Below are 14,205 nucleotides of genomic sequence, written 5' to 3'. Positions count from 1 at the left end.
GCCCGACAGGAACTGCCGCCAGGGCGAGGGGGGCTCAGGCGGAGTACCGGAGGGCATCGGCCGTCCAGTCGGTCAACAGGTTCCAGCGCCTCGCGTCCTCGGAGGGATGCGCCGCGAGTCGGCGCCGCTCCGCCGGGGGGAGATCAGTCCGGCACAGGGTGTCCTCGCGCGCGAGCCGGCTGCGGTCGAGCGCGGCCTCCAGCTCACGCAGGGCTCGCCCCTTGGGAGCGTCCCCGCCGCGCTCGGCAAGCTGGCGCGCGAGGGTCACGACGAAGCCGAGGCGATTCTGCAGGTCCTGGAGCTTGGCTTCCCGCACGAGCCAGTCCCGATCGAGGGGCCAGTACCGCCCGAGGAGCCAGGGCAGGGCCTCGACGAGACGGGCTTCCAGATCGTCCTGCGCCAGTGCGGCCAGGAGCACCTCGCCGGGGTTCTTCGGGGTCCAGCGTCGCGGCCGGAGATGGGCCAGGCCGGGGTAGCCGAGGGCGGCGAGATCGCGGGCCAGGGCCGCGGCGGCCAGCGGTCGGCGCGGCGCAGCCGTCGCCACGGGCGGGAGCAGGCTGGGGGACAGGCCGTAGAGCCGCATCGCCCGGCGGGCGAGCGCGGGGGTCAGGCGGCGCCGGCCGCTCTCGATCATGGCCAGATAGGGCTGGGACAGCCCCAGGCGGGCTGCGGCCTGCACCTGGGTGAGGCCCTTGCCGAGGCGCGCCGTCCGGAGGTCCATGGCACTCGCGAGTCTATCACAGATCGTGTAATAATCTCGCGGCGCCGGCCGCCACCGTCACCACGCAGAACTGCCCCGGCGTCTGGACGGAGAAGGCCGCCACCGTCACCGCCGCCCACCGGGCCAGCGCGATCATGACGACGAGGCGGGGGCCGAGCCGATCCCTGAGCCGGGACGAGACGCGCGCCGCCGGAGCGCCGAGACCTGCACCACGATGTAGAGGCCGATGAGCTGGGCCAGCGGGAAGCCGAGGGTCTGGGCGGCGAAGACGCGGCGGAGGTCCCCGCGACGGCGGCTCAGACGGCGGTGCTGCCCGAGGACTGGCATGAGCGCCTCACCGCGCCGATGGAGCCCGTGGAGAGACGGCACCGGACGGCACCCCCGCGGCACCAGCGGCCGCCGGACGCACACGCGGGGCTACGGCGGCTGCCGTAACCCCGCGAGAAGAGATGGTGGAGCTGAGGGGGCTCGAACCCCTGCCCCCAAGACTGCCAGAGCAACCCAAAGTGCCTAAGCCGTCGAAAGATAGGACGCGTGGGTCGGCAAAGCGCGGCAAGAAGTAGCACCGGACGCAACCCTCGCGGCAGCTGTGGCCGAGGAATTCCGGAGGCCACCCTCTGTCGTGCCGAGGTTGCTGGTTCTGGACTTGCCCCGGTTTGGTGGACGGTGAACTGCTGAGGTGCGCACCGGTGGGGTGGAGCGCGCCGGCCCGAGCCGGGTCGTGCTCCGGAACGGAACCGCCCTCGAGCTGCTCGCGCGCAGCGGCTGCGGGCCAAAGGAACGCGAGCAAGTACTGTCGCGCTGGTATCGCGAGCGCCTGCGCGACCTCGTGCCGCCCCTCTTGGCCAAGTGGGAGGCGGCTCTGAGCGTTCGCGCAGCCAGGGTGGGCATCAAGAAGATGAAGACCAAGTGGGGCGCCTGCAGCCTCGAGGCCCGACGCATCTGGCTGAACCTTGAACTCGCCAAGAAGCCCGTGCAGTGCCTCGAGTACCTCATCGTTCACGAGCTGGCGCACCTGATTGAGCCGCATCACGACGACCGGTTCGTGTCGCTGATGGACCGGCACCTGCCGCAATGGCGGCACCATCGCATGGTACTGAACGAGATGCCGCTGGGCCATGCGGACTGGACCTATTGACGTCTCGCCCGAGTGACCATCGGCGACCGATTCACGACTCCGCACGTCCTCAGGTCCGGCGACAGCAGGGAGTCGGGGAGGGGAGAGCTCGAACCCCTGCGCCAAGACCGCCGCAGCGGCCCGCATCCCGCGCAGAGGAAGGGCCCGATCCGGGAGCGAGCCTGGAGTGGCATGGCCTCATCTCGTGAACGCGTCTGACTTCGAGCCCGAGGCCGGCTGAGCCGGAAGCCGCTTGCGCGGCCCGGCCGGACAGGCTACCGTGCCCGCCGATGACCGAGATCTTCTCCCTGGTGGTCGGCCGATTCAAGCGACTCGCGCGGCGCTCCTCCGATGCCTGGCAGGGCGGGCTTGTGAAGGTCCCCATGTGGATCGGGGCGCCCGGCGAGATTCCCGTCCGCCCGTGGGGGGCGGTGTGGGTCAGCCGGGAAACCGGGATGGTGAACATGAAACTCGCCGAGGGCCCGCCCGACCCCGGGCTCGCCCTCGACGCGTTCCTCGATCTGGGGCTCCGGTTCACCCGGATGCGCCCGGCCACGATCGAGGTGGTCGACCCGGCACTCGGCGAGGCGATCGCGCGGGGCCTCGGCGACCCCGAGCTGGCGGTTCGCGTCGTCGACGACATCGCGCTCGCCCGGGACAAGCTCCGCGAGATGGCGGAGGTGACGCAGGGCAAGCCCCCGCCGCCCGACGCCCTCTGGGCCCGGGGCGTGACCGTCGAGCGTATGCGGGCCTTCGCCGAGGCGGCCCGCGAGTTCTTCGAGGCGGCGCCGTGGCGCCACCTGAGCGATGAGGATCTCGTCCGCGTCGAGGCCCCGGCCGTCCACCGCGGCCTGTCGTGCGCCACTGTCCTCGGCACCGCGGGGCAGGTCTTCGGGGTGGCGTTCTTCGCGAGCCCGCGGGAGCACGAGCAACTGCAGGAGGACCCCGATCCCGAGGCGCTCATCGGGCGTCGCGGGCGGTGGAGCGTGTTCTTCGGCCCCATCGACGAGATGCCCTTCGGGGACGTGGACCTGTGGGAGGAGCATGCCTTGCCGGTGGCCGGGCCCTCGGCATACCCGGTGGCGGTGTGGTTCGGGCCCGACAGCCAGCTGCGCCGGCCCGAGGGACCGATGCTGGCCGAGATCGAGGCCATCCTTCGCGCGCTGGCCCGGGCCACGGAGGACGAGATCGACAGCGGGCGCTGGAGTCGTGAGGTGCCCACCGCGGACGGGCCGCGCCAGGTGACGCTTGCCCTGCCGGAGCTGCTGCGGCCTCTCGACGCCCCTGCCGAGCCGCGAGCCGGAGTTTTGCCGGACCGCCGGGCCATGGAGCGCGTGCTGCTCGAGGTCCAGCGCTTCACCGCTGGCAAGTCCTTCGAGAGCGCGGAGGAGCTGAACGCGAGCATACAGCGGGAGTTCTCGGGGGCCCTCGACGCCATCCCCTCCACAGCGTCGACGCCGCTCGAGCGCGCCCAGGAGCTCGCCTACCGCGCGGTGGAGGCTCGCGGCCGCCGGCGGGTCCAGCTCGCCCGGCGGGCCCTCGAGATCTTCCCCGACTGCGCCGACGCCTACGTGCTCCTGGCCGAGGCGGCGACGGAGCTGCCGGCCGCCCGAGATCTCTATGCCCGCGGGGTGGCGGCCGGCGAGCGGGCGCTGGGCCCGGGGGCCTTCACCGAGGAAGCTGGCCACTTCTGGAGCGTGATCACCACGCGCCCCTACATGCGGGCCCGCTTCGGGCTTGCCCAGAGCCTGCAGGCCCTCGGGGAGCGCGATGCGGCCGTGGCTCACTACCGGGATCTCCTAAGGCTGAATCCGGGCGACAACCAGGGTGTCCGCTACTCGCTGCTTCCCGTCCTGCTCGAGGCCGGCCGTGACGCCGAGGCGGAGGCGCTCCTCGAGCAGTTCCATGACGAGGGGACGGCGGCATGGGCCTATGGCTGGGCGCTCCATGCCTTCCGGCGCGGGGGAGACGCCGCCCCGGCGAACGAACACCTCCGGCGGGCTGTCCGCGCCAACCACCACGCTCCCCGCTACCTGCTCGGCAAGCAGACATGGCCGGGCGCGATGCCCGCCGCCTACGCGCTGGGCAGCCACGAGGAGGCCGCCGTCATCGAGGACATGCTCGGCGACCTCTGGCGGGCCACGCCCGGCGCCGGCCCCTGGCTCGCCGCCCAGGCCCGGCCCGCCCGCGCCGGCAAGCGGCGCAGGCGCTGACCCCTTCCCCGGCTCGCCGCGCGTCGGCCGCCACCCCTCGCCGTCAACCGGGATTCGGGCCGAGGGTCTGAAAGGGCTCGAAGTCGAAGCGCGCGTACCGGCGCAGCAGGGCGAAGTCGCCCACGTCTTGCGTCACCGCCGTCGCGCCGATCTGGCGCGCGGACAGCGCGATGAGCGCATGGTTCCAGATGGTGGAGAGCCGATCCCGACGCTGGCGCTGGCGGCGCCACGCCTCGGCAGTCATCGACAGATAGGACGCGCGGGTCGGCAAGACGCGGTAGGAAGTAGCACCGGACGCAACCCCCGCGGCACCACCGTGGGCCCGGCTCGCCGTACGCTCAGTCTTGTCAAGGGGCGGGTGATGGGCTCCTCCCGCTCCGTCCCGCGTGAAGTTCAAGCTGGACGAGAACCTCCCGGCCGAGCTCCTCGACGACCTCCGCGCAGCTGGGCACGAGGCCGACAGCGTCCCCGGGGAGCAACTGGCGGGAGCTCCGGACGCCGTTCTCCTCGATCGCGTCACGAACGAGGCCAGGGTTCTCTTGACCATGGACAAGGGCATCGGCGATGTCCGCGCCTCCCCTCCCCACCTGCACGCCGGCATCGTTCTCCTCCGGCCGCCAAGTTCGGGGCGCGGCACCGCGCTGGCCTTCGTTCGACGGCACCTTCTCCTGATCCTCGAGCGCTGTCAGCCCGGGCGTCTTCCCGTGGTCACGGAGCGCGGCGTTCGGATCCGGTGATGCGCCGTCTCGATCCGACCAGGGCGCAAGAGAGAACGCAACCGGCGGCCAGGCGCCGGACGGCCGTCACAAGCAGTTGCTCGTGCGCCGCGAGGCAATGGAGTTACTGGAGCGCATGGTTTGTCTGGGGGACAGCGATGAATTGCTGTGAGCGGACCATGTAGAGGGCCGCGCTTACGACGGGGGCGGCGGCCACCCGTCCCCAGTGGGTCGCGTATGCCGTAACCTGCCCCCGGTATTGCGCGGCCAGGGATGTTGGCGGCGCCTGGTCGGTCTTGTAGTCGATCAGCTCCCAGCCGGCCGGGGTCCTGAAGGCGAGGTCGATCACGCCGTGGAGGATCCGCGGGGGCGCGCCCTCGGGCTCGACTCGCACCGCGAACGGCACCTCCACGTGGCGCTCCTCGGCCGCCAGCGCGCGCTGCCAGAAGTCGGCCGTCATGACGCGCTCGACGGTGTCGAGGGCCTCGGGGACGACGGGGCGCAGCTCGGGCTTGTCGAAGGCGTACCAGCCGGCGAGACGTTCGAGGTGGGCGCGGTCGCGGGGGCCGGAGCGCATGGCGTGCTCGAGAAGGAAGTGGATGAGGCTGCCCCATTGCATGCCGGTGTCGGGCTCGCGGGTGTGGCCTTCCTGGACGGGATGGCCGACGGTGCCGGCGTGGTGGGCGGTGGCGGTGACGGACTCGACATGCCAGGAGGGGACGCTGGCCCGCGCCTGCCGGGTCGCGCGCGCGATGGCTGCTGCTTCCCGAGCCTCGGGGCCGAGGTCGGGGACCGCCACTGCCGGGAGCGCGCTCGGGCCCGGCACCTCGAGCACGGGCGCCGCGTCCAGGTGTGATGTGAGCGGCTCCCATGGGGGGCCCCAGCCTCCGCCGCCGGCGTAGCGGCTGATGACGAGGAGCTCCCTGGCGCGGGTGGCGGCGACGTAGAGGAGGCGGTGCTCCTCGGCGCCGACATAGGCGAGCTCGGCCTGCTCATGCGCCGGCCAGTCGGCGGGCTGAGCGAGGACGATGCCCGGGCGCGGCGGGTCCGGGCGGATGATCTGCAAGTACCCGGTGGCCCGCGCGCCGTCGCGCACGATGCGCAGGTCGGCGCGGGGCTTGACGCCGGCGAGCGGGTCGGCCAGGAAGACCACCGTGGCCTCGAGGCCCTTGGCCTTGTGGAGATTCATGAGCCGCACGACGTCGCGGCGGCCGGGGTCGAGGGGAACGGAGTCGACATCGGTGGACTCGAGATCCTCCTCGAGCGCGCGCGCCGCGTCCGCGAGGCTGCCGCCGGTCTCGGTGATCTGGCGCACGCGGTCCACGGCGTGGAGCAGGTGGCCGGCCTCGGCGCCGGAAGGCGAGGCGGCCCCGCGCGCCAGGAGCCCCGTCGTCTCGAGGATGCGCTCGACGGCGGCCGGCGCGGGGAGGACCCGCGTCCACCGGTGCATGGCCTGGAGCGCGCGGAGCGCGTCGACCACGGGGCCCTGCGCCTCGTCGAGAAGCGGCGCCATCAGCATGAAGCGATGGCCGGCCTTTCGATGCTCGAAGAGCTCCGGATCGCTGAGCCCGAAGAGCGGGCCCCGTAGCACGCCGACGAGCGCGACTCCGTCATCGGGGTCGGCGAGGGCGCGGAGGAGGCCGGCCAGCGCTGCGACGTTCTCGGACTCGACGAAGGCCGCGCCGCCGCTCACCTCGGTGGGGATGCGGAGCGCCTCGAGGACCTGCGCGTAGACGGGCACGTTCTTCTTCTTCCGGGTGAGGATGAAGAAGTCGCCGAAGGCGCGGCGACCACCATCCACCTCGGCGCGGATGAACCGGGCGATGCTCGCCGCGTCGGCGGCCGGGACCCGAGCCCTGTCGATGTCGTCGCCGACGAGGAGCTGACGGATGCCCGTGCTCGCCCTGTCCTTGTCGGGATGCACGGGGTCGAGGCCGTGGAAGGCCGGCTGCTCGCGCGTCGCCTGTTCGGGGAAGAAAGCCGGGAAGACCTCGTTGGCCCAGCGGCAGAGCACCGGCACCGACCGGAACGAGGCGGTCAGCTCCAGCACCGTGCCGCCCGTCGCCTGTATGCGCTCCTTCACGCGGGTGTAGGTATCGATGTCCGCCCGCCGGAAGCGGTAGATGGACTGCTTCGGATCGCCGACGATGAACAGCGCCCCCGGGCGGAGCGGGGCCTCGGTCCAGTCGGGGCCGGCGCCGGGCGCAGCGGCCAGCAGCAGGAACACCTCGGCCTGGATCGGATCGGTGTCCTGGAACTCGTCCACGAAGAGCCAGCGGTACTTCCGCTGGAGGGCCGCGCGCACGTCGGGCCTGTCGCGCAGCAGACGTGCCGCGATCCGCAAGAGGTCTCCGTAGGAGAGCGCATCCGCGCGCCGGCGCGCCTCCTCGGCGAAGGCCCGGCCGCCCATGAGGAGCCGCACCGAGAGGCCGTAGAGGTGCTCGCGCCAGGCCGCGAGGAACGGCTCGACCGCGGTTGTCTGAAAGTCCCCGATGAGGCGCTCGAGCTCGGCCTTGATGGCCTGGCCCACCTTGCGATCGCTGGCGCCGGCAGTCCACCACTTCTGGACGATCTTCGGGGTGGTCTTCCAGCGGGCGAGAAGCTCGGCCAGCGCGGCGTGGCGGCCCGTATCCGCGACGCGGAGGCGGCCGCGGAGCTCGCGGGCAAGCTGCTGGACGCCGCATGTCGTCTCCTCGGGGATCGGGTCAGGGAGCAGCGCCTCGAGCTTCGCCCAGAAGGCCCGGAGCGCGGCCCGCGCTTGCGCGAGATCCGGCGGGGCGCCGTCCGGGGCGGGGAAGTCCACGTCGACGTGGCGGCAGACGTCCTTGAAGGCCTCGTCGAGCTCGTGGAGCGCGAGATCGGAGTCCGTGAGCTGCTGGAGGAGCGGAGAGCCCTGCGCGCGCTCGCGGTCGAGATACTCCCGCCACGCCCGCTCGAGCAGCTCTGCCTCGGCCGTCTCGTCCAGTTCCGCGAAGCCCGGCACCACGCCCGCCTCCACCGGGCGTTCGCGGAGGAGATGCGCGCAGAAGGCGTGGATCGTGCCGGCGAAGAGCCGCTCGAGGTGGCCCAGCGCCCCACGGAGCCTCCCGGCGCGCTCGGGGTCCTGCTCCTTCCGGAGCCGGTCCTCCAGCTCCAGCTGGAAGCGTCCCCGCAGCTCGGCCGCGGCCTTCCGGGTGAAGGTGACGGCGGCCATGTGGTCGACCAGGTAGCGCCCCTCGGCGATGCCGGCGGCCATGCGGCCGACGAGGCTCTGCGTCTTGCCGGAGCCCGCGCCTGCCTCGACGAGCATGTTGACGTCGAGGCGCTCCAGGATCAGGTCGCGCGCGGCCTGGTCAGGGACCACGGGGGCGGGTGAGCCGGCCCGCTTACTCACGCTCGCTGAGCCTCCGGTACGGCGCAAGCGCGGCATTGCCCTCGTCCTCCACCTTGGCGGCGGCGCGGGCCACGGGATCGCGCCCGCAGGCCCGGGGGAACTTGCAGTACTTGCAGTCGCGCGCGTCCGTCGTGTGGACGAATGCCCCGCCGGCCAGGACGTCGAAGAGGTCGCTGAGCACGGCCGCGACGATCCTCGGGTCGCCCTGCGGTCGCCGCACCCGCTCGCCTCGCCCGCGGCTGGTCGGGAAGTAGTAGGAGCCCCAGGCCACGCGCGCCGCCGGGTCCGTCTCCCTGAGGAGCTCGGCTGCGGCCAGCGCATAGAGCGCGTGCTGGAGCTGTCGCCCCCCCGCAAAGGTCGCGGCCAGGCCCCCGGGCAGGTACGCGCTGCCCGTCTTGTAGTCCACGATCTCGTAGCTCCCGTCGGCCAGCCTGTCCACCCGGTCGATCCCGCCGCAGAGCAGGAAGCGCAAGCCCCCGCCGAGGTCGATCTGGATCGGCTCGACGCGCCCCAGCGGCTCCTCGCCGACCTCGCCCGTGCCGAACGGCACCTCGAAGCCGACGGGCACCCGGCCGGCTGTCCCGGTCTCGAGCGCGAGGAACACGTCGAGGTCTCTCAGGAAGACGCGCGCCTCGTGCTCGAAGACGCGCTCCGAGGGCGGCGGAACCAGGGCACGCAGTTGGCGGAGCTTTTCCTGACCAAGCTGTCTCAGCCGCTCGCCGTGGCGCGCGGGATCGGGACGCTCCCCGCGTCCGCGGGCCTCGCGCATGATCGTGGCGTAGAGCTGGTGGAGCGCGCCGCCCCGGGTCAAGGGATCGAGCCAGCGATCCGGCTCGGGCTCGGCATCCTCGACGGGCTCGAGTCCCAGCCCGCGCTCGAGGAAGTGGCGGAACGGGCAGGCCGCGAGGCGCTCGAGCCTCGTGGCCGACACGGGATGGTCCGATCCCCGCGGATCGAGCCTCGGGCCCGCCGCCGGGACATGGCCGTCATTGGCCGTGTAGGGCGTCCCGATCCTGACCACCTCCGCCGCCTCGCCGCGAGCGAGCGGCGGGAACGCGGCGTCGATGGCCGCCTGCCCCGCTGGGCCCACCCCGCGAAGGCCCGCCAGCCACCAGCCGGCATCGCTCAGCGCCTGCTCGGCGCGGGCGGGCACCGCTGAGGCAGGCTCGCCGAGGGCCTGGTCGAGATCGCCATAGCTCACCTGGTCCGCGGTACGCAGGAGGCGGAGCGCCTGGAGCATGAGCCACGACGGGAAGGTGTCCCGGCTCTCGCGGAGATCGCGGCAGGAGTGGCTGAGGCACACGCGCCCGCCGAGGGCGGCGAGCCGGCTCACGACGGCGAAGAGCGCTTCCTCCACGCGGTCGCGGGAGGTGGCGAGCACTGCGAACGGCTCGCGCTCCTCGTCGAGGAGCACCGGGTCCTCCACCATCTGCGGGAAGACGCCGCTCTCCTCCAGGCTGACCACGAAGGTGCGCGGGCGGCCCGCATAGCCTGCCTGAGCGAGCGTCGCCACGTGAAGGTGCCCGGGCCGCGCCCGATCCCCGCCGACCGACAGCCCCTCCACACGATCGCGAACGAGGCGGAGCACCTCGGCCAGCGGACGGTGGAGATCCCCGATGGCCCCCAGCTCGCCGAGCGCATCGCCGAGGAGGCTCCGCGCCGCCCCGTCGAGCTCGCCCGCGACAGCGGCGAAGCGGTCCAGGAAGGAGCGGCATCCCGACAGCAAGGCGCCGAGCCTGATCCGGCCATCCGGCTCCGGAATGGGGACGAGGTCCAGCACGCCGGCGATCCAGGCGGCGAGACGCTCCGCCTGCGCCGCCCGCCCGGCGGACCAGCTGCGGGCGTCCTCGTCGAGTTCCATGTCCTCCGCCCGCTCGCGGAGCGACTCGGCGAGCCCCGCGAGTGCCGGCGCATAGGTCTCGCGCGCCCACGCGGCCCCCGACTGCGCCAGAAGGCGGGCGGCCTGGCCCGAGCTGGGGCCGTCGGGAAGGTCGAGTCGCACATCCCCCGACTGGAGCAGCCGCCGGAGTGCCGCCGCGGGGAAGCCCGCCTCGATCCACGCGCAGAAGGCGAGGAGCGCCCGCGCCGTGCGGGTGAGCGCCACGGGGATGCCGGGCCCGACAGTGACCGGCCAGCCGTGGCGCTGCGCCTTCTCCCAGATGAGCTGCACGTGGTCGGGCCCGGCGCAGGCGATCTCGACCTGGTCGAACGCGACCTCCGCGTCGAGGATCCGGCGGAACACCTCCTCGACTTCGGCCTCCCGGCCCCCCGCGCGGAAGAGCGTGAGCGTCCCGTCGCCGATGGGCGGTGGCGCCTCGCCCGGGCGCATCAGGAAGACGAGCCGCTCGGCATCGGAGCGCGGAGCGGGCGCCACATCCTGGCGGGGGTGCTCCCGGCTAGACTGGAGCACCAGCAGGCGCCGGGGCGCCTCCAGGCCCGGAATGCTCAGCGTGGCCGGTGGGATGCGCGAGCCCGGCAGGGCATCGAGCAGCTGCCGCTCGAGCGGGGCCCAGATCACGCCGGGCAGCTCGGTCCACAGATCTCCAGGCCGCATGGAGCAGACATCGGCATGCCGGAGCGCTTCGCGGTACACGCTGGCGGTGTCGGCGAGATGCTGGGTGGCGAGGTGAGTCTCGTATGCCACGAGCAGCGCGACCAGCTCGGCGTGCTTGGCGGGGCTCCCGAAGGCGCTCGATGGGAGGTCGGCCGCGCCGAGGCCCGCCATCCGAAGCTCGCGGATCACCCCCCACAGCGCCTCGGCCATCTTCGGCTGCTCGGCCAGGTGGCGGAAGTAGGCAGGCACCGTGCTCGGCAGCTCGAGCAGGAGCCGCATGACCGCCGCCGGCCCGATGCCGTCCGGCGCCGGGTCGATCCCGCGCTCGACCAGGAAGGGCGCCGCCATCGGCAGCGCCAGATCGAGCGGCGTCGCGAAGCGCAGGTTCGCCCAGCCCGTGCCCTCGAGCGCCAGCCGCTCGCCGAGCGCGTGCCCGAGCGCATGCGACGGCACGAGCACCCACTTCGCGCGGGTGCGCTCGGTGCGGCAGAGATCAGCGAGCTGGGTCAGGAAGGGGTCCATCAGGAAGCCTCGCCCGCTCCCGCCGCGGCCCGCCTACGAGCGCGGGCGTTCCGGCCGATCGAGGGATCTCGCCCCGGCCGTGCGCTTCAAGAGGACGGGTGACTCCGCGTGAGCCGGGGCGGCGGCGGGCGCCATCCTGAGCGGCTGAAGCTTTCGCGCCAACGCTTCGGCTTCCAGGCGCAGCGCCTCGCGGAGCGAGGCCGGCGCCAGCACCTCGGCCTCGCTGCCGTAGCCGAGGCTCCAGCGGCGCACCTCGAGCGTGTCGGCCACCTGGAGCGTCATCTCGAGCCGGCCGCCGTCCAGATCGCGGAACCTCTGCGTCGGATGCCAGAGGTGATCGCGCACGTAGCGGGCGGCCGGGCGCGCGAAGACGACCTTCACGGTGACGACCTCGCCGCGGACGATGCCCCAGGCGCCCTTGAGGTACTTCGCCGCGTTGAAGTCAGCGGGCACCTCGAAGCGCAGGGCCAGCACCTCGCAGTCGCGGATGCGCTCGACCGCGAAGATGCGCACGGCCTGCCGCGTATGGCAGTAGGCGACGAGGTAGCAGGCGCCGTTGTAGAGCGTGAGGTGATAGGGGTCCACGCGGCGCGAGGTCGTCTCGTCGCGGCTCATGGAGTAATAGGCGAGCCGCAGCCGGCGGCGCTCGAGGAGCGCCCGCTGGATGGCGGCCAGGTGCTGGGCGGCAGGAGCCTGGAGCTTGGCGCCCACGCCGCGCACGCCGATGGTGTCGCGCATGCGGTCGAGGAGGGCCAGCGCGTCCTTGTGGAGCACGCTGCCGATGCGCTCGAAGGCGGATTGCGCGGAAGGGCCGAGGGCCGCCCCGGCGGCGGCCACGAGCTCGCGGCTCATGAGGAGGGCCGCCAGCTCGCTGAGGGTGAGCTTGAGGGGCAGCCGCAGCCTGAAGCCCTCGTCGAGGCGCCACACGGAGCGGTGGCCGTCGGCACCCCGGTCGGTGTAGATGGGGAACTTCGCGTCCTGGAGGACGCGGAGATCGCGCCAGATGGTGCGCACGGCGCAGTCCAGGTCGAGCGCCGCGTCATCGACCGCGATCCCCGCCGGTCGGTCGAGGAGCTGAAGCAGCCGCCACTGCCGGGTGAGCTGATTGCCTCGCGGCATAGGGCTCCGCCATGATGGGTGGATCGCAAGCCGGCTGTCAATGGGTGCGTCATCCAAGGATACGCGCTGTCCAAGGACCGGCCTACCCGCCGCGCCGCCGGGAGGCGGGCGTGTCGGGGAAAACCATGAGGTGGGCGGTGCGGTCCTCGGCCACCAGGGCGGCACCGTGGGCCTGCCCCCCGGCGAGCCGGTACTCGGTGCCGAGGCCCACAGCCGGGGCGGGCTCCGCGGGGCAGGAGGCGATGCGCTCGAGGACGGCCTGCGGGCTGGGGGCCAGGCGGGCGCCGGGCTTGCCGCCGATGGCATCGGCCGCGTAGCCGGCGCAGAGGCGCGGCCAGGCCCGGGCGAAGAGGCCGGGGCCGGCGAGGAGGTCGAGGCCCACCCAGCGGCCGGAAAGGTAGAGGAGGGCGCCGATCTGTCCCGGCCTGGGGGCGAGGGCCTGGCGGGCGGCGCCCAGGTCCTCCTCGTACTTGCCATAGAAGTCGCGCATGGCGCCGGTGGGGCTCGCCACGCCGTGGGCGGCCACGCGCGCGGCCACGCCGTCCCAGATCCCGCCCTGATCGGACAAGTGCCCCTCTCCGGCGCGGACGGAGCGGGTTACCCAGGCGGCCTTCTGGGCGCGGAGCGAGGCGAAGAGGGCGGCATCGCCGGCGGCGAAGTGGCGGCTCTGGTAATGCCAGCGCCCCTGCTCGACGCAGCTCACGGGGATGGTGACGGTGGCGCCGGCGGCGACGAGCACGGTCATGTTGAGGATGCGGTTCTGCTTGGCGCCGACCAGCTCCTCGCCGTCCAGGAGCAGCAGAGCGGCTGGTCGGCCGTGTTGGTGACCTTGAGATCCGGCACCGAGCCCGCCTCGCTGACCTCGGTGATTCGGGCGCGCTCTCCGGCCTCGCCGAGCGTGAGCCACGCGGGCTCGGCCAGCAGCGGGGCGAGGACGGGGATCATGGTGAGGGCGCCGTGGGTGACGGGCTCGCCGGCCAGGATATTGCCGAGCGTCTTCGCGATGGGGTCGATCCGGGTGAGCGTGGGCATGGGCTGGGGGCCTCCTCCGGGCGCGAGGTTCGCGCCGGTGACGTTGTTCGGTACGAGTATCCCCAGGCGGTGTGACAGCGAGGGTCACAGCGGCGGTGCCCCGAAGCCGGGGGGCGCCGATAGCCTGCATTGGGCGCGTGGACAGCAGGCGGAGTCGGGATAGAGTAGTGGCATGGCTCTGGACTTCCTCTGGGATGCCCGGAAGGCGGCGGCGAATGAGCGCAAGCACGGCATCGGCTTCCCTGAGGCCACAACGGTGTTCGACGATCTCCTGTCGGTGACGATCCCGGACCCGGCTCGCTCGGTCGGCGAGCACCGGTTCCTTCTGCTCGGCATGTCGAGGCAGCGACGGCTGCTCGTGATCGCCCATGCTGACGAGGGCGAGTCCATCCGTATCATCAGCGCGCGACGTGCCAACCGTCGCGAGAGGCGAACCTATGAAGAAGAGGGCTAGGCGCTCCGTGGAGCGAGACACTCTCCGGCCCGAGTATGACTTCCGCGGTGGAGTGCGGGGGAAGTACGTGGCGCGGTACCGCGCTGGCACCAACGTGGTCGTTCTCGATCCCGACGTGGCGGAGGCGTTCGGAAACGCCGCGGCCGTGAACCGCGCGCTCCGCGCGTTGCTGGACGCAGTTCCGGCTCGACGAACCCGGCGCCGGAGCGCCTGACCTTCGCCTTCCGGGAGAGATTGCGTGCACTCAGGGCGATGAGTAAAATTACTCAACGCCCTGAGGAGACGATTCGATGGCCTTTTCCCGCCCCCACGCCGGGATCCTGGCCCGGCGCCTCGCCGAGCCGCGCCGCTTCATCCAGGCGGTCACCGGGCCGCGTCAGGTCG

Annotated in this window: 13 protein-coding genes; 5 read left to right on the top strand and 8 right to left on the bottom strand. The window is 72.8% G+C overall.

Annotated features, from left to right (window positions below; all coding sequences use genetic code 11):
- Positions 1-34: 34 nt before the first annotated feature.
- Both HYV93_12515 and HYV93_12510 read right to left on the bottom strand, forming a co-directional pair.
- A complete protein-coding gene (locus HYV93_12515) occupies positions 35-721 on the bottom strand; it encodes a helix-turn-helix transcriptional regulator (protein MBI2526793.1) in 687 nt (228 codons plus the stop codon).
- Between the two features lie 132 nt (positions 722-853).
- On the bottom strand, positions 854-1,048 hold the full coding sequence (locus HYV93_12510) for a hypothetical protein (GenBank protein ID MBI2526792.1): 195 nt from the start codon (positions 1,046-1,048) through the stop codon (positions 854-856).
- 352 nt (positions 1,049-1,400) lie between these two features.
- Here HYV93_12510 and HYV93_12505 point away from each other — a divergent pair, with 352 nt between their 5' ends.
- Positions 1,401-1,859 (top strand): DUF45 domain-containing protein, encoded by a 459-nt coding sequence (locus HYV93_12505; GenBank protein ID MBI2526791.1) that lies wholly within the window; start codon positions 1,401-1,403, stop codon positions 1,857-1,859.
- Between the two features lie 269 nt (positions 1,860-2,128).
- Entirely contained in the window at positions 2,129-4,051 is a 1,923-nt protein-coding gene (locus tag HYV93_12500; GenBank protein ID MBI2526790.1) for a hypothetical protein, read from the top strand.
- A 43-nt stretch (positions 4,052-4,094) separates the two neighbouring features.
- Here the strand turns inward: HYV93_12500 and HYV93_12495 are convergent, their stop codons facing one another.
- A complete protein-coding gene (locus tag HYV93_12495; GenBank protein ID MBI2526789.1) occupies positions 4,095-4,295 on the bottom strand; it encodes a hypothetical protein in 201 nt (66 codons plus the stop codon).
- A 142-nt stretch (positions 4,296-4,437) separates the two neighbouring features.
- On the opposite strand from HYV93_12495, the gene HYV93_12490 reads away from it, so the two are divergent.
- Positions 4,438-4,788, top strand: coding sequence for a DUF5615 family PIN-like protein (locus HYV93_12490; protein MBI2526788.1), 351 nt, complete (start codon positions 4,438-4,440; stop codon positions 4,786-4,788).
- Positions 4,789-4,891: 103 nt separating this feature from the next.
- Here HYV93_12490 and HYV93_12485 read toward each other — a convergent pair whose 3' ends face one another.
- The 5 genes from HYV93_12485 to HYV93_12465 all read right to left on the bottom strand — a co-directional run bounded on the left by HYV93_12485 (position 4,892) and on the right by HYV93_12465 (position 13,367).
- Positions 4,892-8,140: a UvrD-helicase domain-containing protein gene (locus tag HYV93_12485; protein MBI2526787.1), complete on the bottom strand. Its 3,249-nt coding sequence runs from the start codon at positions 8,138-8,140 to the stop codon at positions 4,892-4,894.
- The gene (locus HYV93_12480) at positions 8,133-11,216 is read right to left on the bottom strand and encodes a PD-(D/E)XK nuclease family protein (protein MBI2526786.1); all 3,084 of its coding nucleotides are present in this window, start codon (positions 11,214-11,216) and stop codon (positions 8,133-8,135) included. The genes HYV93_12485 and HYV93_12480 overlap by 8 nt, the downstream gene beginning before the upstream one ends.
- Before the next feature lie 33 nt (positions 11,217-11,249).
- A complete protein-coding gene (locus HYV93_12475) occupies positions 11,250-12,335 on the bottom strand; it encodes a WYL domain-containing protein (protein MBI2526785.1) in 1,086 nt (361 codons plus the stop codon).
- Between the two features lie 82 nt (positions 12,336-12,417).
- A complete protein-coding gene (locus tag HYV93_12470; GenBank protein MBI2526784.1) occupies positions 12,418-13,080 on the bottom strand; it encodes a hypothetical protein in 663 nt (220 codons plus the stop codon).
- A complete protein-coding gene (locus HYV93_12465) occupies positions 13,077-13,367 on the bottom strand; it encodes a hypothetical protein (protein ID MBI2526783.1) in 291 nt (96 codons plus the stop codon). Before HYV93_12465 ends, HYV93_12470 begins: the two co-directional genes overlap by 4 nt.
- A 178-nt stretch (positions 13,368-13,545) precedes the next feature.
- Here HYV93_12465 and HYV93_12460 point away from each other — a divergent pair, with 178 nt between their 5' ends.
- Entirely contained in the window at positions 13,546-13,821 is a 276-nt protein-coding gene (locus HYV93_12460) for a BrnT family toxin (GenBank protein ID MBI2526782.1), read from the top strand.
- On the top strand, positions 13,805-14,035 hold the full coding sequence (locus HYV93_12455) for a hypothetical protein (GenBank protein MBI2526781.1): 231 nt from the start codon (positions 13,805-13,807) through the stop codon (positions 14,033-14,035). The genes HYV93_12460 and HYV93_12455 overlap by 17 nt, the downstream gene beginning before the upstream one ends.
- Positions 14,036-14,205: the final 170 nt, after the last annotated feature.

It is taken from the genome of Candidatus Rokuibacteriota bacterium (assembly GCA_016188005.1).
GTDB lineage: Bacteria > Methylomirabilota > Methylomirabilia > Rokubacteriales > CSP1-6 > UBA12499.
This window is presented reverse-complemented; position numbering and strand designations above follow the sequence as displayed.